General features: G+C 27.2%; 23 protein-coding genes. 20 read left to right on the top strand and 3 right to left on the bottom strand.

Translation table 11 applies throughout. From position 1 onward, the window contains the following. Window positions 1-88: 88 nt before the first annotated feature. From rsgA to HCG70_RS10605, 3 genes are all read left to right on the top strand, one after another. Window positions 89-1,177, top strand: a complete 1,089-nt coding sequence (rsgA, locus tag HCG70_RS10615; RefSeq protein ID WP_042396598.1) for a ribosome small subunit-dependent GTPase A — start codon at window positions 89-91, stop codon at window positions 1,175-1,177. Window positions 1,178-1,271: 94 nt separating this feature from the next. Next, a complete protein-coding gene (locus HCG70_RS10610) occupies window positions 1,272-2,006 on the top strand; it encodes a nuclease-related domain-containing protein (protein WP_055275765.1) in 735 nt (244 codons plus the stop codon). 20 nt (window positions 2,007-2,026) lie between these two features. Continuing rightward, entirely contained in the window at window positions 2,027-2,974 is a 948-nt protein-coding gene (locus tag HCG70_RS10605; protein WP_221697715.1) for a ribonuclease Z, read from the top strand. A 205-nt stretch (window positions 2,975-3,179) separates the two neighbouring features. Here the strand turns inward: HCG70_RS10605 and HCG70_RS10600 are convergent, their stop codons facing one another. Both HCG70_RS10600 and HCG70_RS10595 read right to left on the bottom strand, forming a co-directional pair. After that, window positions 3,180-4,283, bottom strand: coding sequence for a DEAD/DEAH box helicase (locus HCG70_RS10600; RefSeq protein ID WP_042396607.1), 1,104 nt, complete (start codon window positions 4,281-4,283; stop codon window positions 3,180-3,182). Between the two features lie 159 nt (window positions 4,284-4,442). After that, the gene (locus HCG70_RS10595; protein WP_042396609.1) at window positions 4,443-5,825 is read right to left on the bottom strand and encodes a GTP pyrophosphokinase family protein; all 1,383 of its coding nucleotides are present in this window, start codon (window positions 5,823-5,825) and stop codon (window positions 4,443-4,445) included. A gap of 181 nt (window positions 5,826-6,006) precedes the next feature. On the opposite strand from HCG70_RS10595, the gene HCG70_RS10590 reads away from it, so the two are divergent. The 7 genes from HCG70_RS10590 (at window position 6,007) to HCG70_RS10560 (ending at window position 13,661) form a co-directional block, all read left to right on the top strand. Then, the gene (locus HCG70_RS10590; RefSeq protein ID WP_042396611.1) at window positions 6,007-6,942 is read left to right on the top strand and encodes a hypothetical protein; all 936 of its coding nucleotides are present in this window, start codon (window positions 6,007-6,009) and stop codon (window positions 6,940-6,942) included. Window positions 6,943-7,195: 253 nt separating this feature from the next. Continuing rightward, the gene (locus tag HCG70_RS10585) at window positions 7,196-8,284 is read left to right on the top strand and encodes a hypothetical protein (RefSeq protein WP_042396613.1); all 1,089 of its coding nucleotides are present in this window, start codon (window positions 7,196-7,198) and stop codon (window positions 8,282-8,284) included. A 19-nt stretch (window positions 8,285-8,303) separates the two neighbouring features. After that, window positions 8,304-9,041: a WecB/TagA/CpsF family glycosyltransferase gene (locus HCG70_RS10580; protein ID WP_042396615.1), complete on the top strand. Its 738-nt coding sequence runs from the start codon at window positions 8,304-8,306 to the stop codon at window positions 9,039-9,041. Then, window positions 9,041-10,567: a murein biosynthesis integral membrane protein MurJ gene (murJ, locus tag HCG70_RS10575; RefSeq protein ID WP_221697714.1), complete on the top strand. Its 1,527-nt coding sequence runs from the start codon at window positions 9,041-9,043 to the stop codon at window positions 10,565-10,567. Before HCG70_RS10580 ends, murJ begins: the two co-directional genes overlap by 1 nt. 17 nt (window positions 10,568-10,584) lie before the next feature. Beyond that, complete coding sequence (locus HCG70_RS10570; RefSeq protein WP_221697713.1) at window positions 10,585-11,865, top strand: glycosyltransferase; 1,281 nt, start codon at window positions 10,585-10,587, stop codon at window positions 11,863-11,865. A gap of 5 nt (window positions 11,866-11,870) precedes the next feature. Beyond that, on the top strand, window positions 11,871-13,016 hold the full coding sequence (locus tag HCG70_RS10565; protein ID WP_221697712.1) for a glycosyltransferase: 1,146 nt from the start codon (window positions 11,871-11,873) through the stop codon (window positions 13,014-13,016). Window positions 13,017-13,028: 12 nt separating this feature from the next. Then, window positions 13,029-13,661: a cyclodeaminase/cyclohydrolase family protein gene (locus tag HCG70_RS10560; RefSeq protein ID WP_042396623.1), complete on the top strand. Its 633-nt coding sequence runs from the start codon at window positions 13,029-13,031 to the stop codon at window positions 13,659-13,661. 221 nt (window positions 13,662-13,882) lie between these two features. On the opposite strand, the gene pdaA is transcribed toward HCG70_RS10560, so the two are convergent. Next, window positions 13,883-14,689 (bottom strand): delta-lactam-biosynthetic de-N-acetylase, encoded by an 807-nt coding sequence (gene pdaA, locus HCG70_RS10555; protein ID WP_055275752.1) that lies wholly within the window; start codon window positions 14,687-14,689, stop codon window positions 13,883-13,885. A 493-nt stretch (window positions 14,690-15,182) separates the two neighbouring features. On the opposite strand from pdaA, the gene HCG70_RS10550 reads away from it, so the two are divergent. The 10 genes from HCG70_RS10550 to HCG70_RS10505 all read left to right on the top strand — a co-directional run bounded on the left by HCG70_RS10550 (window position 15,183) and on the right by HCG70_RS10505 (window position 26,265). After that, complete coding sequence (locus HCG70_RS10550; RefSeq protein WP_154820419.1) at window positions 15,183-16,913, top strand: ABC transporter ATP-binding protein; 1,731 nt, start codon at window positions 15,183-15,185, stop codon at window positions 16,911-16,913. Window positions 16,914-16,947: 34 nt separating this feature from the next. Further along, window positions 16,948-18,699 carry an ABC transporter ATP-binding protein gene (locus HCG70_RS10545; protein WP_396020996.1) on the top strand — a complete coding sequence of 584 codons (1,752 nt, stop codon included), beginning with the start codon at window positions 16,948-16,950 and terminating at the stop codon, window positions 18,697-18,699. Between the two features lie 100 nt (window positions 18,700-18,799). Further along, window positions 18,800-19,291, top strand: a complete 492-nt coding sequence (locus tag HCG70_RS10540) for an N-acetyltransferase (protein ID WP_042396834.1) — start codon at window positions 18,800-18,802, stop codon at window positions 19,289-19,291. Between the two features lie 28 nt (window positions 19,292-19,319). Further along, window positions 19,320-19,841, top strand: coding sequence for a GNAT family N-acetyltransferase (locus tag HCG70_RS10535; RefSeq protein ID WP_055275747.1), 522 nt, complete (start codon window positions 19,320-19,322; stop codon window positions 19,839-19,841). A gap of 180 nt (window positions 19,842-20,021) precedes the next feature. Next, on the top strand, window positions 20,022-20,489 hold the full coding sequence (locus HCG70_RS10530; RefSeq protein ID WP_052330626.1) for a GNAT family N-acetyltransferase: 468 nt from the start codon (window positions 20,022-20,024) through the stop codon (window positions 20,487-20,489). A gap of 194 nt (window positions 20,490-20,683) precedes the next feature. Next, window positions 20,684-21,781 carry a redox-regulated ATPase YchF gene (gene ychF, locus HCG70_RS10525; RefSeq protein ID WP_042396633.1) on the top strand — a complete coding sequence of 366 codons (1,098 nt, stop codon included), beginning with the start codon at window positions 20,684-20,686 and terminating at the stop codon, window positions 21,779-21,781. 299 nt (window positions 21,782-22,080) lie between these two features. Then, on the top strand, window positions 22,081-22,509 hold the full coding sequence (mraZ, locus tag HCG70_RS10520) for a division/cell wall cluster transcriptional repressor MraZ (protein WP_042396637.1): 429 nt from the start codon (window positions 22,081-22,083) through the stop codon (window positions 22,507-22,509). Window positions 22,510-22,521: 12 nt separating this feature from the next. Continuing rightward, window positions 22,522-23,454 (top strand): 16S rRNA (cytosine(1402)-N(4))-methyltransferase RsmH, encoded by a 933-nt coding sequence (gene rsmH, locus HCG70_RS10515; protein ID WP_042396640.1) that lies wholly within the window; start codon window positions 22,522-22,524, stop codon window positions 23,452-23,454. A gap of 39 nt (window positions 23,455-23,493) precedes the next feature. Further along, window positions 23,494-23,970: a hypothetical protein gene (locus HCG70_RS10510; RefSeq protein ID WP_055290960.1), complete on the top strand. Its 477-nt coding sequence runs from the start codon at window positions 23,494-23,496 to the stop codon at window positions 23,968-23,970. A 96-nt stretch (window positions 23,971-24,066) separates the two neighbouring features. Next, window positions 24,067-26,265, top strand: coding sequence for a stage V sporulation protein D (locus HCG70_RS10505; RefSeq protein ID WP_221697711.1), 2,199 nt, complete (start codon window positions 24,067-24,069; stop codon window positions 26,263-26,265). Window positions 26,266-26,419 lie beyond the last annotated feature (154 nt).

Genomic DNA, 26,419 nt, shown 5'->3' with positions numbered 1-26,419 from the left:
AGAATTGTAATGAAACTTTTGATACCTCCTCACTAAGGGTTTAGTTGAAATTAATTTAAACTTTAAGTGCATTTCGGAGGAAAGAAAATTGGAAAAAACAAATTTAAATAATATTGGACTAACTGAAAGATTTGAAATTGAAGCAACAATGTATGAAGATAATTTATTTTTAGCAAGGGTATCTGTTCAGCATAAAGATAAATATAAAATTATTACAGAAGAGGGAGAGGCTTTAGCAGAAGTTTCAGGTAAATTTAAGCATGAAGCATTAGGCACAGAAAGTTTTCCAGCTGTAGGAGATTGGGTTATGGTAGATAGATTAAATGATAGTAATGGAAATGCTATAATTCATCATGTATTAAGAAGAAAAAGTGCTTTTGAAAGAAAAGTTGCTGGAAATAGAAGAGATATTCAAATAGTGGCTGCAAATATAGATATTGTGTTTATATGTATGGCACTTAATAATGACTTTAATATTAGAAGATTAGAAAGATATATATCAGTTGCTTGGGATAGTATGGCAACACCTGTAATAGTATTAACAAAAGCTGACCTTTGTGATAATGTTTTAGAAAAGCAATTAGAGGTAGAAGCCGTTGCATTTGGAATTGATGTATTAGTAACAAGCTCTATAAATGGTGAAGGCTATGAAGAAATTAAGAATTATATAGGTAATAATAAAACAGTAGCATTCATAGGTTCATCAGGTATAGGAAAGTCAACTCTTATAAATAAACTAATGGGAGAAGAAATTCTTCTTACAAATGGTTTAAGAAATGATGATAAAGGAAGACATACTACAACTCATAGGGAGCTTTTAGTACTACCTAATGGAGGCGTAGTTATTGATACACCTGGAATGAGAGAGTTGCAACTTATTACTGGAGATGTAGATAAATCTTTTTCTGATATTGATGAAATAGCAGCACAGTGTAAATTTTCAGATTGTAAGCATGAAAGTGAACCAGGATGTGCTGTAAGAAAAGCAATAGAAGATGGAATAATTGATATAAATAGATTTGAAAGCTATAAGAAGATTCAAAAAGAATTAAAATATTCAGAATTAAAAGGTAGAAAATTAGAAAAAGAAAAAATTAATAATATGTTTGCAAGTGTTGGTGGAATAAAAAATGCTAGAAAATTTGCAAAAGAAAAAAATAAAAGAAGATATAATTAAATAGCTTTTAAAATAATGTAGGAGCTCCAAATTTATTATTTGGGGCTTTTTTAAGTAAATATTATATCTCAATAAAGATATTTTAGGTGATAATATGAAAATAATAATAGGAATAGTGGTTATTTCATTTGTTTTTATAAGGGTATATAAAGCTAAGATAAAAGGATATATTGGAGAAAAACAAGTAAGTAAAAGATTAAGAAAATTAAATAAACGAAAATATAAGGTGCTAAATAATGTATTGCTAAAAACTGCAAATGGTAGTACACAAATAGATCATGTTGTTATATCTATATATGGAGTTTTTGTTATAGAAACAAAAAATTATAAGGGAATAATAAAAGGAAATGAATATGATGAAAACTGGAGTCAAATACTAATAAATAAAAATGAAAATTTAAGAAATCCTATAAAACAAAATAATGGTCATATAAAGGCAATAAAAGATTTAATTCCTGAAATAAGATACAAAAAGATAAAATCTATTATTTTATTTAGTAAAAGAGCAAGGTTAAATGTAAATGCAGTTACTGATGTTACATATATTAATAAAGTAAATAAGATAATAAAATCATATAAAACTAAAGAGTATACAATTGAAGAAGTAGAAAGAATATTTAAGAAATTAGAAGAGTTAAATGTTAATTCATTTAAAGAAAGAAAGGCTCATGTTAAAAATGTTAAAAGAACAGTAAAAAATGCAGAGAAAAAACTGAAAAAAAATAGGTGTCCAAGATGTGGAGGAAAGCTTAAAAAGAAAAAAAGTAAGTATGGAAAGTTTAAAGGATGTAAAAATTATCCTAATTGTACCTTTAAATTAAATGCATAATATAGAAAGTTGGTGGGAGTATGGTTGATTTATGTTTATTGGGCTGTGGTGGAAATATGCCAATGCCCTATAGAAATTTATCTGCAACACTTTTAAATTTTAAAGGAAGAAAAATTCTAATAGATTGTGGGGAAGGAACTCAAGTATCTATGAGAATGATTGGATGGGGGGTTAAATCCATAGATGTAATTTGTATAACACATTGTCATGGTGATCATATTATTGGTTTAACAGGACTTTTATCAACTATAGCAAATAGCGGAAGAGAAAAAACGTTAACTATAATTGGACCAGAAGGAATAACAGAAGTAGTTAAAGGACTTACTGTTATAGCAAAATATCTTACATATGATTTAAATATAATAGAAAACCCTAGGGAAATTAATTTTAAGGTTAATGATGATAATCTTGAAGTTGTTGAAAAATGTGGTGAAATAAAGCTTACAACATTAGAAGTTGATCATTCATCACCTTGTATAGGATATAGTTTATATTTTAAGCGTGATAGGAAGTTTTCAGTAGAAAAAGCTGAAAAAAATAATGTACCTAAAATATTATGGAATAAGCTACAAAAAGGTTATGAAGAAATAATAAATTATGAGGGCAAAGAATATAAAAAAGAAATGGTACTTGGTGATGAAAGAAGAGGAATAAAAATAAGTTTAATTACGGATACTAGACCTTTAAATTGTATAGTTAATTTTATAGAAGATAGTGATTTGTTTATTTGTGAAGGTAATTTTGGAAGTGATGATGATATAGATAAAGCTATAAGAAAAAAACATATGACATTTAGCGAAGCTGCAACACTTGCAAGAGATGGCAATTGTAAAGAACTTTTATTAACTCATTTTTCACCTGCGATGTTAGAACCAAAAGAATATGAAGAAAATGCAACTAGAATTTTTAAGAATACTATTATTGGAGAAGATAGATTAATAAAAAGTATTAGCTTTGCTGATAAGTAAAAATGAAGAAACTCCCAAGAGAGGAGAATAGATAGATTTGTTTTTACACAAACCTATCATAAAAAAAATAAGCATAGATGTCTATCACTAAAGTAATTTTCATCTATGCTTATATTGTACAAATCTATCTATAGTCTCAACTCTCAAAGGAATTTCCACATCAACTTACCACTTGTTAATTGAAATTATCTAGTTTTGTTACTGTTTAAAGATTTCTTCTAGGAATATTTAATTTAATAGATTTTTCAATTTCTGAAAGCATTCTTGAGTCTTTAGGATCTACGAAAAGACAAGTATAGCCTTTTTCACCAGCTCTTCCAGTTCTACCAATTCTGTGGATATAAGTTTCAACATTTTCAGGTATATCATAATTGTAAATATGATCAACTCCTCCAATATCTAATCCACGAGAAGCTACATCAGTTGCAATTAAATATTGAATATCAGCATTTCTAAAAGATTTCATTATTCTTTCTCTTTTTGATTGTTGAATGTCACTATGAATAACCTTACAGTTATATCCACGTCTATGCATAACTACTTCAAGTTCATCAGCTCTTCTTTTAGTTCTGCAGAATATTATAGCCATAAAAGGATTGTCTTCATCTAACACTTTACATAAAGCTTCTCTTTTTTCTCTATCAATAGTTTCAACAACTTCTTGGTTAATATTAGCTAAGGTGATTTCTTCTTTTTTAACACTTACGATAATTGGATCATTCATATATCTATACGCAAGCTTTTTAACAGCACTGTCCATTGTTGCTGAAAAACATAAAGTTTGTTTTTTCTTAGGGGTTTCTTTCATTATTAAATCAATTTCGTTTCTAAATCCCATTAAAAGCATTTGATCAGCTTCATCTAATACTATAGTTTTTAATGTGTTTAACTTAACCGTTTTTCTTTTTAAATGATCTAAAAGTCTTCCAGGTGTTGCAATAATAAGTCTTATGTTTCCTTTAAGTTTCTTCATTTGTGAACCTATATCTTTACCACCATACATTGATAAAACACCGATATCTTTAGCTGTACTTAATTTATTAGCTTCCTCTGTAATTTGAATAGCTAATTCTCTTGTTGGAGAAATAATTAATGCTTGTATTCCTTGTGAGTTTAATGAGATATTTTCAAATATAGGTAGTAAAAATGCTAAAGTTTTACCAGTACCAGTTTGAGCTTCAGCAATAACATCTTTATTATTTAAAATATGTATAATACTATCTTGCTGAATGGGAGTTGGATTTTGTATTCCAGATTTTTTTAATACATTATCTATATCATGACTAATTCCTAAATTTTTAAAGTTCATATAATTTACCTTTTATCTTTCATCTAAAGTTTCATATTATTATAACATCTATATAGCAATAGTAGAAAGTAGATTACTGGAAAAATAATAATTATTTATATATAAAAATGAGAAATCCGATAAGAAAATATATATTTTTCTTATCGGGTAAAATAAATTTTATTCCAATACTTGAATTATTTCATTGTGTAAATGTAATAATATTGAATTTTTTGCTCGTTCCCAAGAGTCAAAAGTAGTAATATTATCATTGATATACTTATAAATATATTCAACAATTTCATTAACATCTTCAATAGTATAATCATATACAATATCTATTTTATCGATTAATACTAATGTTTCAGCTACTTGTGCTTTTACAGCATCATCTATTATGTTAAAATTGACTCCAAATCTAGAAATTAAAATATCTTTTTGTTTGTTAATATGCTTAGATTCTGTATAAGTTATTTTAAGATAATCTAGGAAATTTTCAAAATCTCCAACATTATCTAGAGGTTCTAAAGTGAATAAAATTCTAAAGAATAAATTCCAACTAAATTCATTATTTATTACATTTTCAAAATACTTTCCAAGGGTTTCTTTAAAATAATCATTATAAATAACTTTTCTTTCAAATGATAAAGATGAGTTGAAATTTAAACTTTCTTCAGAAACTGAATTTAAAGTATTTAATGCTGATATAAGAACATTAGTATAATCAGATTCGTTTGAAATATTATTTTTAAAAAATACATATTCAACGATAGTTTCACATGAGTCTTTAAAGTTAATTGTCATATCAATAGATTCTTTCATTTTATGAGAAAACATATCGTAAATAAGTTTAGAAATTATTTCTTGAAGTTGTCTTTTATTAGGAGTATTTGATTTTACTTTTTTAGATTCAAAGTGCTTTAAAACTGTTAATAATTGATTATCTATCATTGTTAAATTATTTTTTATAGAATTCATAATGTCTCTTAAAAATTGATCTTCAATAATATAATTAGAGTTTTTATAAATTATTTGATGTTCTATTTCACTCCAAAACATATTAGTTAAAGATTTAATTTGTAATTCAAAAGGAATAACTAAATTTTCGAATGTAAATCTACCATCAATTCTATAAATGGTAAAACCATTTTTTTGCTTTTGTGGCTGTTTTCCTGATAGTTTAAGAGAAATATGATTATTATCTTCACAAAAATAAAAGTCGTTATCAGCTTTTTTATTAAAATACTTTTTTAAAAAACGATAAATCTTTTTTTCATCATCACCAAATCTACATTCAATTCTTATACCAATAAGGTCGCTTAATCTAAAAATAAGTTCATTAGCATCAGGATAGCGTTTGTAATAATGATTTCTTAAGATTTTTTCACGTAAACTTTCAACAGATTTAACTCTACAGCTAATATTAGAGTATTCACAATAACTTTCATTTAATATTGAAAAAAAAGAATCCTCCAATTCTGCTGAAGCTTTTAGTAAAGTATTTTGATTTCTTTTTAATTCATTTAATGCTATTTCTAAATAGTCAAATTCTTTAATATTCAAAACTACACCTCTGTTAAATAATTATATTAATATGATTATACAAATTACTATTTAATATAACCAATAATATTATAATAGTTTATTATCTAAAATTGTAGTAAAATAGTAATTAAGGAATAAAAATGATATTATTAAAAATATAACTATTTGTTTAGTGGAGATATGAGAAGAAGGAGTAAATATGGTAAGCGAAATAAATTTAAAAATAAAAAAATTAAAAGAAGATATTTCTGTTAAAAATAAGTTAGATAATGAAATAGTCGTATTAGAGCGTAATTTAAAAAATGAAGAAATAGAGTTAAGCAATTTAGAAAAGAAGCTTAAAAAGGAAAAAAAGGATGTGGATAATTTAAACAAAACATCATTTTCTAATTTTTTTGCAACTATATTTAAAAATAAAGATGAAAAGTTAGAAAAGGAAAAAGAAGAATATCTTAATGTGAAAATAAAGCATGAAGAGGTATTATATAATATAAATGTAATAAAATCAGATTTACAAAATAAAAAAGAAAAGCTTTTTAGCATAGAAAATTGTGAAAAAGAATATGAGAAAGTAATGGATGAAAAAATAAGCATCCTTAAAAATAATGGTGATTATGCAACAAAGGAAAATATTAAAAGGCTAGATGACAAATTAAATGAGCTTATAGATAAAAACAATGAAATAAGAGAAGCTTATGGTGCTGGTAAGAGATTATTAGAAGAGGTGGTTTCAGCTAAAGAGGAATTAGAGGGAGCAAAGAAGTGGGGAACTTTTGATATTATAGGTGGAGATGCTATGTCATCAATAGCAAAACAAAGTAAAATAAGAAAAGCAAATATTAAATTTGAAAGAGTGTCACAACTAATATCAGAGTTTAACAAGGAATTAGGTGATATTAAATTGAATAGTTTGGAGTTTTCTAACGTTACATTTGCGCTTGATGTATTTTTTGATAATATTTTTACAGATATTTCAGTGCAAAGAAGAATTAATGAATCTATAGATGAGATTGAAAATCTAGAAAATAAAATAAAAGAAATTTTATATGTTTTACAAGATAAAGATGAAGAAGTTGTAAGAAATCTAAATAACATAAAGAATGAATATATTTTATTTATTGAAGAAGCAAATTAATTAATTCATAGCATAAAAATAAAATTATTAATATTAAAAGCAAATTAATATGTATTATTATTAATTTGCTTTATTTTATATTCAATATAAAAACATAATAAATAAACACAATTAAATAATAAAAAAAGTTGTTTATAAGAAAAATAGTTTTGCCGAACATTTTTGATTTTATTGTTTTACGTAATTAATTTGAAACTTTTAAGGTAATAATGTATTATGGATAATGAAATAATTTACTAAAGGAGTGTAATTTATGGATTATAAGGCAAAAATTAAAGAAAAGATGAGTAAATTATTATTTTTGGAGATGAATAAAGATGGATTTAAAGAAAATATAGGTATTCCATCATATGTTACTTTTAAAAATAAAGATTTATACTTACCAATTAGTTCAGAATATATAAGTTCAAATATTAATGATGAAATAAAAATTAAGAATCTTCCTATATATTACTTTATTGAAGGAATGTTTACTGCAATTGGTGCTGATGAAAATTTAAGATTTAATGAAGACTATGAATTAATTTTGGATTATATTAAAGATACAGAAAATTGTATTAAGTCATTAATTAGTAAAAGAATTGAAGATAAAAGATACTTAGATGCTTATCTTTTATTAAAGGGTTATTATACATATTCTAAAGATTTAGATGTAATGAAAAGAATATTACTTGTAGGGGAAACTATAAGGGAAGAAGACAGTAGTTTTAAAGATTTATTACTTGAGGATATAGATTACTGCATTAATAATAATTTAAAGATAGCAGAACCATATCTATATCAAGCAATTGTCTTAAAGAATGATGGAGATTTTAAAGCTGCTAGAGTTGCTATTAATGAATATTTAAATAAAGGCGGTAAGGTAACAAAAGAAGTTGAAATTATAAAAGCAGATATTCAAAATATTTCAGATTATGAAAATGCTATAGAATATTTAGCAGAAGATCCAGCGAAAAGTATTGAAATATTATTAAGATTAGCTGAAGAGTTTGAAGAAAATCCACTAATTTATTATTATTTAGGAATTGGTTTTAGAAAATTAGAAGATTATAATCAAGCTATTTATTACTTAAAAGAAAGTGTTAAGAGAGAAAGTGGTATTTTAGAGGTTATTGTTGAGTTAGGTTTAAATTATGCTTGTATAAATGAATTTGAAGAGGCAATTAAGCTATTCAAAAAAGCATTTGAAGCTTCAAGGGATGTAGAAATTTGTACAAATATAGTTATGTGTTATTTAAATCTTAATGATTTAGAAAATGCTAAATTACATTTAGATATAGCTAAAAATTTAAATCCAGATGATGAAATAGTAAAACAATTAGAAACTATGATTAATAAGTAATAATAAAGGAAGAGTTTATATGGGGAAAAATCAAAAATATAAGAGTATAGATATGTTAGGGTATGAAATTTTTGCTGCTAATATGGATGAATGCTTAGAAGTTGTACTTTCAAAAGAAAAGGTACATATTGTTTCAGGAAATCCTGAAGTACTATACACAGGATTAAATGATAAAAATCTATTTGATAATTTTACAAGTGATAAATCATTAATTATACCAGATGGTGTTGGTGTACAAATAAGTGCTAAGATATTAAAAACTCCTGTAGAAGAAAAAATAGCAGGAATAGAACTTATGAAGAAGATACTTGAAAAGTGTGAAGATAGTGGAGAAGGTATTTATCTATTAGGTGCAAGCGAAGAAAATTTAAAAGCTTGTGTAGCCAATATTTTAAGAGATTATCCAAGAATAAATATATCTGGATATCACAATGGTTTTTTTGATTTAGATAATCCAAGAGAAATATTAGAAGAAATAAAAGAAAAAAAGCCTATGGCAGTTTTTGTAGCAATGGGTTGTCCAAGACAAGAAAAATTTATTGTAAGATATATGGATGAATTACCATGCAAAATATTTATGGGGGTTGGAGGTAGCTTTGATGTTATTGCAGAAAAGGTAAATAGAGCCCCAAGATGGATGATAGATATAGGAATGGAATGGGCTTATAGAGTTGCAAAAGAGCCATGGAGAATAAAAAGACTTGGAAGTATTCCTAAATTTATATGGACTGTTACCAAGAGTAGAGGTAAAAACTAATGAAGGGTAACAAGATATTTAAAGCTGCATTCTTAGTTATGATAATTAGCATTCTAAGTAGATTTTTAGGTTTATTTAGAGATATGCTGGTTGGATATCAATTTGGAGTTAGTATTTATACAGATGCATATAAAGCAGCAGTATCAGTACCTGAGACTGTTTTTACTATTGTAGGACTTGCAATATCAACAGTGTTTATTCCAATGCTTAGCAAAGTTAGGTTTGAAAAGAATAAAGAAGAGATGTTTAAGTTTTCTAATAATATTATTTCTATATTATTAGTTATTTCAGTAATTGCTTTTGCTTTAGGATTTGTTTTCACAGATAAAATTGTTGCTTTTATGTTTGATGGGTTTAATGAAGAAAAGTTTAATCTTACAGTTTTTTTAACAAGAATAACTTTATTTAATCTTTTATTCTTATCAATAAATGCATGTTATACTGCAATGCTTCAAGTTTGTGAAGATTTTATAATTCCTTCAATTTTAGGAATGTTTTTTAATGCTCCAATGATAATTTATTTAATATTTTTTAAAGATATTAGTATCATTGGATTAACTATTGCAAATGTTATAGGAAATTTTTTGAGAGTTGCAGTACAGTTACCGGTTTTATATAAACATGGATATAGATTTAAGTTATTTATTGATTTAAAAGATGAAAGAATAAAGAAAATATTGATATTAATTATACCTGTAATCATTGGTTCGGGAGCAAACTCCTTAAATATGGTAGTTGATATGAAGGTAGCATCTTCATTAGGTGATGGAGCAGTAAGTGCATTAGATTTTGCACAAAAAATAATAGTTTTTGCAAATACTGCAATAACAACTTCTATCGTATCTGTAATGTATCCACTAATGGCTAATAAATTAAATGAAGGAGATATTAAAGGATTTACTAATTACTTAACAAAATCTATTTCTATTATAGCCTTATTATTGGTGCCTATTTCAATAGGATTTATACTATTAAACAAAGATATCATAAGTGCTTTTTATGAAAGGGGTAATTTTAATGAAGCAGCTGTAAAGATTACAGCAAGTGCTTTTTTAGGATATTCATTAGTATTGCCATTTACAGGAGTAAGAGATATTTTAAATTCATCGTTATTTTCTATGCAAAAAACTAAAGTAACAACAATTAACGGAATTATTGGAGTAGTTGTTAATATTATTTTAAGTATTACTTTATCAAAAATATTCGGAGTATTTGGGGTAGCAATAGCATCTACAATAGCATCAATGGTAACGTCAATTTTATTATTTATTTCTACTAGAAAGTTTGGTGGACACTTTGATGTTGTACCTATGATAATTAAACTGTTAAAAATAAGTTTATCAGCAATGGTAATGTTATTAGTACTAAAAATATTAAATATTATGATAAATTTAAATAATGCAATATTAACTATCTTATTTAATGGGGTAGTAGGAGGCGTTGTTTATTTTATATCATGTAAAATATTTGAAATTGAAGAATTAGATGAAGTAATAAATATGATGAAAAATAGAGTATATAAGTAAGGGACTTAGGAGGAAATATGAAGATATTATTTATAGCATGTTATTCACCGTTAATTAATAATTCGGCATCTATTGAAACCTTACAATATTTAAATAACTTAGCAAAAATTGATGGGAATGAAGTTCATCTTTTAACAGTGAACTTCCCCAAAAATTCAATTTATTATGATGAGTATATATTAAGTATGTTAGATAAAAGAGTTAAAAAGCATATAATTTCTGGCGGAAAAATATTTGAAAGAATAATGCCTAAGAAATCTAAAAATGCAGAAGTAGTTAATGTATCTAACGGTAATAAAAGTTTTGTAAAAGCTTTATTAAGAAAAGGTAAATCAATAGTAGCGATACCAGATATGTATTTTAATTGGGCAAAAGCTGCAAGTAAATATGGTATTGAATTAGTAAAAAGAGAAAAGTTTGATGTTATGTTTTCAATGCATGAACCGCCTTCTAGTCATATTTGTGCTCTTAAAATTAAAGAGGAATTTAAGGATTTACCTTGGGTTACATATTGGAGTGATCCATGGCTGAAGGATTCAACTAGGGCTAATATAAGCAAAGCAAGAAGAAAATTTGAAGGATCATTTGAAAAAAGAATAGTTGAATTAAGTGATAGATTTATTTTTGTAACTAAAGCTAATAGAGATGATTACGTATCTTCTTATAATATTCCAGTTGAAAAAACTTATATTGTAACAAGAGGATATGATGAAAATCAATATGAAGAGATTAAAAAGAGTTTAACTCCAAAACTTATAAATAAAGAAAAAGTTAATTTTGTTTATGCAGGAGAAATATTCTCAAAGCTGAGAGATGTTAGGCCTTTTATAGAAGCATTAAATAATATTAAAGATACAAATATTAGTTTGTATAATGATTTAAATGTTATGTTCTTTGGGAATATTGATGATGAAGAAATAAAGAATAAATTAATGGCAGTTGATAATATTAATGTTTCACCAAGAATTCCTTATGATGAAGCGTTAGCTTATATGCTTAATAGTGAAGTGCTATTATTGTTTGGAAATAAAAATTCAAAACAAATTCCGGCTAAAATTTATGATTACTTTGGAGCAGATGGTATTATTTTTGTGATACTTGGAGATGAAAATGATCCTATAAAAGATGTAGTAGAAAATAAAAATAAGTGTGTTGTTGTAAATAATACTGCTTATGAAATTGTAAGTGGAATTAATAAAATAATTTCTATGATTAAAAATGGTGAAAAATATGGTCCTATAGAAGAATACAAATGGCAATATATATCAAAGAAGCTTAATGATATTTTAAAGGGGTAATTATTATGCATGTAATGTTTATACCTTCTTGGTATGATAATAATAGAAATAAAGTTCATGGTAGTTTTTTTAGAGAACAGGCAAATAAGCTTCAAGAAAATGGAGTAAAAGTAACTGTTGCATATAATGAAATTTGGCCATTAACATTAATGGGAAAAATAAAAGAAAAAAGTGGTTTATCTTTTAAAGTTGAAAAAGGATTAAGAACTTATAGATATAAAAATTATAATTTTATTCCCAAAAATCCATTGATGTTTAAAGTTTTTGATAAAAGAATGGAAAAGTTATATAAGGAAATTACTAAAAGAGAGGGAAAGATAGATATTATTCATACACAATCATCATTATGGGGTGGTATAAGTGCTTCTTATGTAGCAAAAAAATATAATATTCCATTAGTAATTACTGAACATTCTTCTGTTGAAAGAGGAGTTTACGTAAAGAAAAGTTATTACAAAAGGATAATAGAGTCTTATAAAAGTTCAAATAAAGTTATAGCTGTAGGAAATGGACTTAAGAAAGAAATTGAAAAATTAAGTGGTCGTAATGATATAGAGGTTATTGGAAATCTTGTAGATTTATCTTTATTTGATATTAGAGATATTAAAAGAGAAAGTAATGAGTTCATATTTTTTAGTGTAGCATTTTTAGAAGGTGAAAAAGGATTTGATACTTTAATTAAAGCATTTGCAGAAAAATATAAAAATAAAAATGCTAAATTAGTTGTTGGTGGAGATGGAAGTCAAATGGAATGGCTAAAAGGCATAGCAAAAAGTGAAAATGTAGAAGATCAAGTTGTTTTTACTGGTGCATTATCTAGAGAAGAGGTTGCTAATTGGATGAATAAGTGTAATGCTTTTGTATTACCTTCAAGATATGAAACATTTGGAGTAGTATATATCGAAGCATTAGCAAGTGGTAAACCTGTAATTGGAACTTTTAATGGTGGAGCTGAAGATATAGTAACTAAAGAGGTTGGGATATTAGTTGAAATAGATAATGTCAAAGCATTAAGTGAGGCTATGGAGTATATTGAGCAGAATCACAAGAAGTATGAACCTAGAGCATTAAGAAAGTATTGTACTGAGAAATTTAGTGCAAATGTTATAATAAATAAAATAATAAATGTTTATAAGGAAATAATAAAATAAAGGGGTGTTAGTATGAATTTTAAGGATTATACAATAGATAAGTTTTTATATGAATTAAAAACTGATTTGTCATCTCCAGGAGGTGGAAGTACTGCAGCGTTGGTTTCAGCATTAGCTGGAGCTTTAAACAACATGGTATACTCATTTACTGTAGATAAAAAAGCTTTTGAAAAATTAGATGATAAAAATAAAGAAAAGATGTTAGTTTTAAAAGAGAAATGCGAAGAATTTATAAGTAAAAGTATTACTTACATGGAAGCAGATAGAGATACTTTTACTGCGTTAATGGATACTTTTAAATTGCCAAAAGATACTGATGAAGAAAAGAAGTATAGATCTAAGACTATTAAAGAAAAAACAATAGCAGCAATGGAATCACCATTAAATTTAGCTAAAGATTCTTTAGAGTTTTATGATAATATTGATTTTGCAATTGAATTTGGAAATAAAAATTTAACATCAGATGCTATTGTTGCAGCAATACTTTTACATTCTGCTATTGAAAGTTCAATAGTTAATGTTTTTGTTAATTATAATAGTTTATCTAGCAATGAAGGATATGAAGATATTCCGGAAATTTGTAGAGAAATAATAAGAAAATCATTAAGTAAAAAAGAGTTGATACTTAAAGAATACGGTATCTAAAATTAAAAGTCATAACATATAGCCAATAGTTAGCTATATATTATGACTTTATTTTTTTGAAATACTTAGGATAAAAATATTAATATTTATCTGATGGTTAGATTAAGTAATAATCCTACCTCTTTAGCTTAGAGATAACAACCGACGGGCCCGTAGACTAAGGTTATATTGGGGTAAGAACAAATTCCAACCCAAACTCAATCTTATGCTAAGAATTAAGTTTATTGAGCTTGATATTCAGGAAGTTCAGTAAGTGGTTTAAATTCATAACCATCTGCTCTAATTTGTTCAATTACTGTTTTTAAAACAGCAGTATTTGTTTTAGAAACAGCATGTATAAGCATTATACAACCAGGATGAACACCATTAGTAATTTTTTTGATAGCTTCTTCTTCACTAGGTTGGTTATCAATAATCCAATCTTTATATGCAAAGCTCCAAAAAATAGTTTTATAACCAAGATCCTTAGTTTTCTTTAGAGAATTAATTGAGTATTTTCCCATTGGTGGTCTAAAGAATTTAGGCATGTCTGTACCAACAACTTCTTTATATGCTTCTTCTACATCAGTAAATTCTGCTTTGAACTTTTCTGGATCTGTAACAGTTGCCATTGATGGATGATGATTAGAATGATTACAAACTAAATGACCTTCATCAGACATTCTCTTGATAATTTCAGGGTTAGAAACGATATAAGGTTTCACAACAAAAAAAGCTGCAGGAACCTTTTCATCTCTTAATATATCTAGAATTTTTGGGGTATAACCATTTTCATAACCTTCATCAAAAGTTAAATAAACAACTTTTTCATTAGTATCTCCTAGATAATAAGCATCATATTTAGATAAAAGACCGGTTGCTTCTTTTGGACATTCTGGCAATGTATCTTTGCCACGATTAACAAAATACCAATTTAATTCGGTATCATCTGAAGCAATGTTTATGGAGTGACCAAAAGCAATGCTAGAAAGACAACTTACCGATAAAATTAAGGTAAGTAAAAATATAAATAACTTATTTTTTCTCATTAAAATCCTCCCTTTCTAAGTTATATTAATATGTTTTGTATATGACAAGATATTAAACGTGGTAAAAAAAGGGTATATAGGGATATCGAAAATAAATAACTAAAAAATATATAAAAAGGAATTGACAAGAAATAATTACAGGAATATAATAGTAAAAGAATAAAATATAAGGAGGTAGGAATATGTTAAATTTAAAAATTAGAAATAATAAAGAAAATAGAATAAGTATTGATAACCCTATCTCTATGGTTTTATATAAATAATAAAAATTTGTATAAAATTTAATTAAAATTATATGTAATAATTAGAGGTTGTGGTTATTAGCCATGGCCTTTTTGTATTTTTACAAAATTAGTATGTATTTTATCTTATATGATAACTATAGTCATGGCATAGCCATGGCTTTTTTTATTTAAAGGAGGCGAAGTTATGGGAAATGGAGATTTTAAAGGTGGATGAGCATTAAGTTTTAAACTAAAGGGGGAGTCGAATAATGACTAAAGTATTTAAGTATGTTTTAAAGTATAAAGGAACATTAATTTGGGGTACTATATCTATGCTTATTGTAATAGGTGTTGATTTATTAATTCCATATATGCAGCAAATATTTATAGATGAGGGAATTATTGCAGGAAATAAAAATACCATAATTTTTGTATTAGGAGCAATTTTAAGTATTTCGATAATTAAGGCCATATTTGGCTATAATAAAGAATTTAAATATGATTTATTGAGCACTTGGGTTCATGAAGATATTAAAAATGATCTTTTTACTCATATTCAAAAATTAGAATTCAAGTATTTTGATGAAATGAATACTGGCGAGCTAATGTCTAGAATTGGAGAAGATGCAGAAAATATATGGCAGACTATAGGTTATGGTTTAAGGCTTTTTGTTGAAAATATAATTTATTTTGTTATATCTACAATAATTTTATTTTATTTAAATTGGAAATTAGCCTTAGCATGTTTCATAGTTATGATTCCAATTGGCTTTATAGCTGTACAGCTTGAAAAAAAGTTTGGTAAATGTTATGGAGAAATAAGTGATAAAACAGCAGAAATTAATACTACGGCTCAAGAAGATATAGCAGGTATAAGACTTGTAAAGGCTTTTTCAAGAGAAAAGTATGAAATAAGTAAATTTTTAAAACTGAATAAGTCTTATTATGATTTAAATATGGATCAAGCAAAGGTAATAGGAGATTACTTTCCTAAAATAGAGTTTTTAACGAATATTTCTCTAGTTTTAATGATAGTATTTGGCGGATATTTAGTTATGAATGGAGAAATGTCAATTGGTGTATTAGTAGCTTTCAGTGGGTATATATGGAATCTTATATGGCCAATGAGGATGTTAGGAGAGCTTACTGATTTGATTTCAAGAAACTTGGCTTCTGCTAAAAAAATATTTGCAATTATTGAAAGAGAGCCAGAAATAAAAAGTGGAGCTTTAGAAGATGTAAATATAAAGGGTGATATTAAGTTTGAAAATGTTAGTTTTAGTTATAATGATGAATTAGTATTGAAAAATATTAATTTAGATATAAAGGCAGGAAGTACCATAGCTATAATGGGAACTACAGGTTCAGGAAAATCAACTTTATTAAATCTAATAGGAAGATATTATGATGTAAAAGAAGGTTGTATAAAAGTTGATAATATAGATGTTAAAAATTATGATTTAGAAGTTTTAAGAAGCAGTATGGCAATTGTACCACAAGATACTTTCTTATTTTCTGATTCTATATTAAATAATATAAAGTTTAGCAATGAAAATGCAGATATAGAGGAAGTAAAAAAATATTCTAAGTTAGCATGTTCTTTAGACTTCATAGAAACTTTAGATGAAGGGTTTAATACAGAAATAGGAGAAAGGGGAATTGGACTTTCAGGTGGACAAAAGCAAAGAATATCAATTTCTAGAGCTTTAATAAGAAATTCCTCAATTTTAATTTTAGATGATTCAACTTCAGCTTTGGACATGGAAACTGAACAAGAATTATTAAAAAATTTATCAATGATGGAAAAGCAAAGCACAACATTTATAGTTGCACATAGAATTTCAGCAGTAAAAAATTCAGACTTAATAGTTTATTTAGAAAATGGTGAAATAAAAGAAAAAGGAACTCATGAAGAATTATTAGAGTTAAGAGGTGCTTACTATGATATTTATTGTGAGCAATTTAAAGATTTTAACCTTTTAGAAGAGGAGGTTATATAAGATGCAAAATAATATAAATAAAGATGAAGAAGTTATGAGACGTAGTAAAAGTGAAATAACAATTAAATTATTATCTTATCTTAAACCATATAAAGCTAGTTCTCTTATAGTGGTTTTATTGATGCTTTTTGTAATGATGTGTGAAATTGTCAATCCATTGTTGTTAAAAATTGCAATTGATAATTTTGTAGCTAATAAAAATGTTAATGGCTTAATAATAATAGGGGGTTCGTTAATATCATTAAATTTAATAGCTTGGGTATTATCTAAAATAAGGTGGAAGATGATAACTAGCATAACTAATAATATTTTAGTTAATATAAGACATGAATTATATAGTCATATTCAATATTTATCTTTTGATTTTTTTGATAGCAGACCTGTAGGGAAAATACTTGCAAGAGTTGTTGGAGATGTTAATGCTTTAAAAAATTTATTCTCTCAAGCAATTCAATCATTTATTCCACAAATAATTAATTTGATTTGTGTTGCAAGCATAATGTTCGTACTTAATGTTAAATTAGCATTAGCTTCAATTATATTGCTTCCCTTATTAGGAGTTGCGATGTTTTGTATAGAAATTTTTTCGAGAAGAAGATGGGAAATTTATAGAAATAAACGTTCAAATTTAAATGGGTTTACCCATGAGGATTTTTCAGGAATAAAGGTTGTACAAGGCTTTGCTAGGGAAAAGGGAACAGAGGGTAATTTTAAAGGTATGGTAGGTGAATTAAGTAATTCATTTATTAAAGCAGTAAAGTTAAATGATTTCTTTTGGCCATTAGTAGAATTATCATGGGGTGTAGGTACATTAGTAGTCTTTGCCGTAGGATATTTTTTAATAAAGGATGGAGAAATAGAATTAGGTACTTTAATAGCATTTTCAATGTATGTAGGTATGTTTTGGAGACCTATTATGAATCTTTCGAGCTTTTATAATACGTTAATTACGAACTTTTCAGCAGCAGATAGAATTTTTGATATTTTAGATGTACAACCAGTAATAAAAAATTCTTTAAATGCAAGACCAATTGGTAAAATTCAAGGAAATGTAGAATTTAAAAATGTTTCCTTTTCATATGATGAGGAAAACGAAGTACTGAAAAATGTAAGTTTTAAAGCTGCTAAAGGAGAAAAGATTGCTTTAGTAGGAGCTACAGGGGCAGGTAAAAGTACAATAGTTTCTTTATTAAGTAGATTTTATGATCCAACTAAAGGAAAAATTTTAGTCGATGGAAAAGATATTAAGAATGTTGATTTAGAAAGTTTAAGAAGTCAAATGGGAATTATGCTTCAAGATACATTTTTATTTTCGGATTCTATAATGGAGAATATAAGATATGGAAGGCTTGATGCAACTGATCAAGAAGTTATTAATGCCGCTAAAGCTGTAAATGCTCATAAATTTATTATGGAATTAGAAAAAGGTTATGATACTGAAGTTAATGAAAGAGGATCAAGGTTATCTTTAGGTCAAAGGCAGCTTATATCTTTTGCAAGGGCACTTCTTGCAAATCCAAGAATATTAATTTTAGATGAAGCAACCTCTAATATTGATACTCAGACAGAAAAGTTAGTTCAAGAAGGAATAGAAAAGATTCTTCATGGAAGAACTTCTTTTGTAGTTGCTCATAGGCTTTCTACTATTAGAGATTGTGACAAAATTATGGTTATAAATAATGGTGAGATTGAAGAGGTTGGAAATCATGAAGAGCTTTTAAAGAAAAAGGGAAGCTACTATGAGCTATACATGGCACAGTATAACTTTTTAAGTGAGGGAGCTTAGATTAGTTAATAGCTATGAGTTATGGGGGAGAGTTTGTGGATACTCTCTCTTATAATATCAATTGTTTAAGGCTATTAACATTTTAGATAGTGAGGTAGTTATGGGTATAAATAAATATATAATAGATGAGAATAAAATTAAATTTAGAGATATAGATAAATCAAATTATAATGAGTGTATTTCTTTGAGGGTTGGAGAACATCAAAAGAATTATGTGGCAAGTAATATGTATTCCTTAGTACAGGCTTCTTATGAAGATGGGTTGTATCCTTTAGGAATATTTAATGAAGATGAAATGATAGGGTTTTTGTTATATGACTATGATGAAGAGTTAAATGGATGGTCCTTTTCAAGATTTATGATTGATATAAAATATCAAAATAAAGGCTTTGGAAGAAAGGCTTTAGAAAAATTCTTAGAATATTTTCAAAGTAAATTTCCTAATAAAAGTTTATATACAAGTGTTGAAATTGATAATGATATAGCTATTAAGCTATATCAGAAGTATGGATTTGTGATAAAAAGTTCATTTGAATATGCAATTGAAGATGTAACTTATAAGGAGTTTAGAATGATTAAAGAAATTTGGTAAATAGTTAATTTAAGAGAGGGTTAGAGATATGGATATAAGAGTTGGGAATGAAGAAGATATTGATTCTTTAGAAGAACTGTATAATAACATAAATGATTATTTAGAAAGTACAATTAATTATCCAGGATGGAAAAAGGGAATATATCCTGTACGAAAGGATGCAGAAGATGGTATAAGGGAAGGAAATTTATTTGTAGCAGTTGAAAATGGAGATATTATTGGCAGTATGATTTTACGACATGAACCAGAACCAGCTTATTTAAATGTTTCATGGCAAGCGGAATTAGATTACAGTAATGTACTGGTTATTTATACATTTGTAGTGAATCCTAAATTTCTTAAGCGAGGTGTAGGTAAAAATATGCTTGATTTTATCGAGGAATATGCAATGGATAATAAAATAAAATCTATACGTTTAGATGTATATGAAAAAAATATACCTGCTATTAGTTTGTATGAAAAGTGCCACTATAAATTTATTGATACTGTAAGTCTTGGATTGGAAGATATAGGATTAAATTGGTTTAAACTATATGAGAAAATTATATAATAGATAAATGAGATTACTGGAGGGGTATAGAAATAAAATTAATAAAAATAACATTAGAATATGGTAAAGATATTATGAAATATAAGCAGGTACTTTTATAGGCTGGAGATAGCAGGTATGGTTGTATAAATTTAATTATTGTATATATAATATGATGAAAAAATTAAGAAGGTGAATAATATGAATTTAAAATATAAAATAATGAATGAAGAAGATTTTGAAGGTTGCGCATATGAACTTATTGAAGCATTTAAAGAAGAACCTTGGAATGAAGAGTGGACATTTGAACAGGCATTTACAAGAATTGATGAGATTATGTCTGCAAGAGTATCAAGAGGATATGTTGTTTATGATGGAGATACAGTAGTAGCAATGGCTTGTGGAAGAATTATGACTTATATAGATTTTAAAGAATTATGGATTGATGAATTTAGTGTAAATCCTTTATATCAAGGGAAAGGTGTTGGTAGTAAGTTAATAGAATTCATAAGAAATGAGTTAAAAAAGGAAAAGAGTAAAATTTCTTATTTGGCTTTAAATACTGAAAGAGATTATCCGTGTGTTAGTTTTTATGAAAACAATGGATTTAGAGCTTCTGAAACAAATCTCGTAATGTTTGCTAATGTAGATTATAAAGGGAATAATTAAGTAGGGAATAGTGTAAATAAGATTAATGTTATTAATAAGAAGTTATATTAAACGAATAATAAATAGTGTTTAGTATTATTTCTTAGAAAATTGAAAAGTATGGAGAATTAACGTACATTTTATCATTGAAATAAAATTACTTATAGAGTATAATCTTAGAAGTATTAGTAACGGAAGAAAGGAATGTTATATAGATGAGATTAGGGATTGTAGGACTACCAAACGTAGGTAAAAGTACATTATTTAATGCTATAACTAAGGCAGGAGCAGAATCAGCAAACTATCCATTCTGTACAATAGAGCCAAATGTTGGAGTTGTAAGTGTACCAGATAAAAGATTAGATGTTTTAGAAAAAATGTACGGAACTAAGAAAAAAGTGTATACTGCTGTAGAATTTTATGATATTGCAGGATTAGTTAAAGGGGCTTCTAAGGGTGAAGGTTTAGGAAATAAATTCTTATCACACATAAGAGAAGTAGAAGCTATAGTACATGCAGTTAGATGTTTTGAAGATGAAAATGTAGTTCATGTTGAAGGTTCAGTAGATCCTATTAGAGATATAGAAACTATTAATTTAGAACTTATATTTGCAGATTTAGAAGTTTTAGAAAGAAGAATGGAAAAAGGAGTAAAACTTGCTAGATCTGGTGATAAAAAAGCTAAAGCTGAATATGAAATAATGGAAAAGGTTAAGGCTCATTTAGAAGCTAATAAACCAATAAGAACTTTAGAGTTAAATGAAGATGAAGAAGCTTTTGTTAAATCTTTATTCATGATAACTTCTAAACCAGTATTATATTCTTGCAATATATCAGAAGATGATATGATGAGCGGAAACCTTAATAATAAATATGTTCAAATGGTTAAGGAATATGCAGCTAATGAAAATTCAGAAGTAGTTGTTGTATGTGCTAAGCTTGAAGAAGAATTATCAGGATTAGAAGATGAAGAAAAAGCAGAAATGTTAGAAGAATACGGATTGCAAGAATCTGGGTTAGATAAGCTTATAAGAGCATCTTACAAATTATTAGGATTAATAAGTTATTTAACAGCGGGAGTTCAAGAAGTAAGAGCTTGGACAATTAAAGAAGGAACTAAAGCTCCAGCAGCTGCAGGTAAGATTCACTCTGATATTGAAAGAGGATTTATTAGAGCAGAAGTTGTAGGTTATGATGATTTAGTAGCATGTGGTTCAGAAGCTGCAGCTAAAGAAAAAGGTCTTTACAGATTAGAAGGAAAAGAATATGTAATGAAAGATGGAGATGTAGTAAACTTCAGATTTAATGTATAATATTTTTAAAGGGGAGCTGTATAAAACAGTTCCTTTTTTTGCGACAAAAAATATAAGTATGATTCATTTAAAATAATCAATTTAGACATAATTAACAATTAATGTAAAATTGGTAAATAATATGTATTGTCAAATTCAAAATACTTCGTGAAGTATTGCTATTGCTATATTCGTTAAAGAAAAAAATATATTTTAAAGCAAATTTATCTTGAAGGAAATATAATAATTTTATAGAATATATATATAAAGTGGTGTAAAGTGGTTAAAAGTGGTTTAGTAATACTTAGTGGGGGGGCAAAATGTTTATTGGTGAATACTCACATAGCTTAGATAGCAAAAATAGAATGATTGTACCTGCAAAATTAAGGGAAGGACTTGGAGAAAAGTTTGTTATTACTAAAGGGCTTGATGGAGGTCTTTATGCATATCCCATAAGTGAGTGGGAAATGCTTGAAGAAAAACTTAAAAAGTTACCGCTTACCAATAAAGATGCCAGAGCATTTGTAAGATTCTTTTTTTCGGGTGCTTGTGAAGTGGAAACAGACAAGCAAGGAAGAGGATTAATTCCATTAAACCTAAAGGAATACGCCGGCATAGAAAAGGATATAGTAAGTATAGGCGCTTTAACTAGAGTAGAGATTTGGAGTAAGGAAAAATGGCGAGAATATAATGAATCAAATATTGATTTTAATTCAATTGCTGAAAAAATGGGCGATTTAGGAATATAAGGAGTAAAGAAGATGGAATTTAATCACGTATCAGTTTTGCTAAATGAATGTTTAGAAGCACTTAATATTAAGGAAGATGGAATTTATGTAGATTGTACATTAGGAGGAGCAGGTCATTCCTCTCAAATTGTTAAAAGATTATCTAATGAAGGAAGACTAATAGGAATTGACCAAGATAAAGATGCATTAAGAGCAGCTGGAGAAAGGTTACATAATTTCTCAAATGTTACTTTCGTGCATAACAATTTTCATAATATAGGAGCAATTTTAGAAGAGCTTGAAATTGAAAAAGTAGATGGTATTCTAATGGATTTAGGAGTTTCTTCTTATCAATTAGATGAAGGTGAAAGAGGCTTTAGTTATATGAAAGATGCACCTTTAGATATGAGAATGAATAGAGAAAATAATTTTTCAGCCTATGATGTTGTAAATGATTATAGTGAAGAAGAATTATATAGAATCATAAGAGATTATGGAGAAGAAAAGTTTGCAAAAAGAATTGCTAATTTTATTGTTACTAGAAGAAGTGAAAAAAATATAGAAACAACATTAGAGCTAGTTGAAATAATTAAAAATGCAATTCCAGCAAAAGCAAGAAGAGAAGGACCTCATCCAGCAAAAAGAACTTTCCAAGCTATTAGAATTGAAGTTAATAGTGAACTATCAATTTTAAATAAAGCAATAGAAGATGGAGTTAATAAATTAAACAAAGGTGGAAGAATGGCTATAATTACTTTCCATTCTTTAGAAGATAGAATTGTTAAAAACAAGTTTAGAGACTTAGCTGTATCTTGTAGATGTCCAAAAGAATTTCCAATTTGTATATGTGGAGAAAAAGCAAAAGTAAAAGTAATTAGCAGAAAAGCAATAGAACCTTCAAAAGAAGAGGTTGAAGTTAACCCTAGAAGTAGAAGTGCAAAACTTAGAGTAATTGAAAAAATATAAAATATAAATATTATGAAAATTGGCAGGGATGTGAATAAAATGGGAGTTAGGGAATATGATTATATAAGAGGAAATACAGCTTTAGCACCAGAGAGAAAAATAAGAGAAGCTGAAAAGCAAAGAGAAAAACAAAATAAACAAAAAGCTAAAAGAGCATATGAAAAGAAGATGAATCTTTTAATTAGTGGCTTTACAGTAGGTACAATTATGTTTGCTTTAGGTGCCACAACTTTATTTTTAGATAGTAAAATACATGATTACCAAAAGCAATTACTAATTTTAGAAAGCAATATGAAAGAAGAGGAAGATGTAAATGCTGCAATAGATGTTGAAATGCTTAAATTCGCATCTTTCGATAAAATAAAAAGTACTGCAGAAGAAGAATTAGGGATGGTTTATCCCAATTCTGAAAGCACTATAACTATTGATATGTCAAAAGAATATTTTTCTCATTTAAAAACTAAGGAGAATAATAAGAATAATTTTTTACAAAAAATTATGGCTGCATTTAATTAATGAATAGTTAATAGGTTTATCTGCTTTGAAAATTATTTACAAGTACTTAAATCCTTGCTTATTCATTGATTAGATGTTTCCGTGGAGGAATTTCATATGAATAAGAAAGGATTTAAAGACAGAGCTGTCATGCGAAAAAGGATGGTTCTAGCTTTATGGTTTATTACTGCTGTTTTTGGTTTGTTAATAGTAAGGTTATCTTATATCATGATTGTTAAAAGAGGTGACTATTCGAGCAGAGCAGAAGAACAATGGACCAGTGAAGTTAGAATTGAGGCTAGAAGAGGTAGAATACTAGATAGAAATGGAAATGAACTTGCAGTTTCAGCTAATGTATATAGAGTTGATTTCGACTTAAATTCAATAAGACAATATTTAAAGAAAAATGATAAGACTACTGATGATATTGCACCGCTTATTGCAGAAGCTACAGGTATAGAAACAGCTACAGTTAAAGATAAATTAGAAACAAAACTTGCCAATGGTAGTGATGCAGGTTCTGCTACCTTGGTTAGAAGAGTTGAAAAAGATGTAGCAGATAAGGTTAATGAATTAAGCATTCAAGGTGTTATTGTTTCACCAGATACAAAGAGATATTATCCTGAAGGAGATTTTTTATCTCATGTTCTAGGAAGTACTAATAGTGATGGACAAGGTTTGACAGGTGTGGAATTACAATATAATGAATACCTTTCAGGTGTACCAGGATTAAGAATAAGTGAGCTTGATAGAAATAGTGAAGCACTAGATTACACAATTTCAAACTTTACAACTCCAATTGATGGTAAAGATGTAACTTTAACAATTGATAAAAACTTACAAGCTATAGCAGAAAAAGTAGCAGAAAAAGGTTTAGTAGATAATAAGGCAAAAAGAGTTTCAATACTAATAATGAATCCGCAAAATGGTGAAATTTTAGCAATGGTAAATGAACCAGATTTTGATCCTAATAATCCTTTTGAAGGGTATGAAGATTTTGTTGGTGAAACTGATGCTGAAAAGCTTCAAAAGATGTGGAGAAACAGTTTAGTAAATGACACATTTGAACCAGGTTCTATTTTTAAGGTTATTACAATGTCCACTGCAATTGAAGAAGGATTAGTTACTGAATCAGATCAATTTACATGTGGTGGTAGCTTACAAGTAGGTCCTCATACAATTAAGTGTTGGAAGCATGGTGGTCATGGAACTCAAATATTACCGGAAATACTTCAAAATTCTTGTAACGTTGGTTTTATGAAACTTGGAGAAAAAATAGGTAGTGAAAAACTTGTAGAATATATTAAGAAGTTCGGTTTTGGGCAAGTTTCAGGTGTTGATTTACCAGGAGAAGCAAGAGGAATTGTTAAATCTGCTGAAAATATGAATGATGCAGACCTTGCTACAATATCTTTTGGACAAACTAATACTGTAAATGCAGTGCAATACATGACTGCATTTAATGCTATAGTTAATGGCGGAACATTAATTCAACCTCATGTTATGAAATATATAAGTCATACTGATAGCAATGGTAATGTGGTTATAGATGAAGAGTTTGAACCTAAAACTGTTGAAAATGTTATTTCTGAATCAACTGCAGCTACATTAAGGGATTATTTAGAAAGAACTGTTAATCAAGGTGGGTCTAATAAAGCTTATATAGCAGGATATCATATAGGAGCAAAAACAGGTACAGCTCAAAAAGTTAATCCTCTAACTGGAGGATATGAATCTGGAAAGTATATTTCATCTATGGCTGGATTTGCAACAACAGATAATCCACAAATAACAGTTTTTATTACTATTGATGAACCAAGTAATGGAGCTTACTATGCAGGTGTTGTTACTGCTCCATTAGGTAAAGTATTATTAGAAGATATATTTAACTACATGAATGAAGAATTTTCAGAAGATGAAAATGTTATATTAAAAGATGTAGTTTTACCAGAATTAAGAGGAAGTTCTGTAGCTGATGCAAAGAAAGTATTAAAAGACCTAAATATAGAATGTACAGTAGAAGGGGATGGCGATACAATTACAAATATGCAGCCTTATCCAGGATATGCTGTTAAGGAAGGTTCTACAATAAATCTTTACACAGATAAAAATGAATCTTATAATAAAGATGTAGTAATGCCTGATGTAAGAGGTTATTCTAAAGAATCTGCTATAGAGCTATTAAATAGTCTAGGAATAGAAACTACAATTCAAGGAGATGGAGTTGTAATAAATCAAAGTATTCCTAGTGGTGAACTTATTTCTGAAGGCACGGTTGTTAAGATTACATTAAGTGCTGAGTATGAAGAAGATTAATTATTAATTAAGTTGTTTAGCATGTGGATTTTTCACATGCTAAATTTATGTATAGGATAAATTTTTATTTTTTAGAATAATAAAATAAAGTAAGGCTTATAATTATAAATAATTAACAAATAGATGTATAAAAAATATTTGAAAGATGAAAGTA

The organism is Clostridium sp. K04, assembly GCF_019734375.1.
Taxonomy (GTDB): domain Bacteria; phylum Bacillota; class Clostridia; order Clostridiales; family Clostridiaceae; genus Clostridium; species Clostridium saudiense.
The sequence above is the reverse complement of the archived record's forward strand: the minus strand, read 5'-3'. Positions and strand labels throughout refer to the sequence as shown.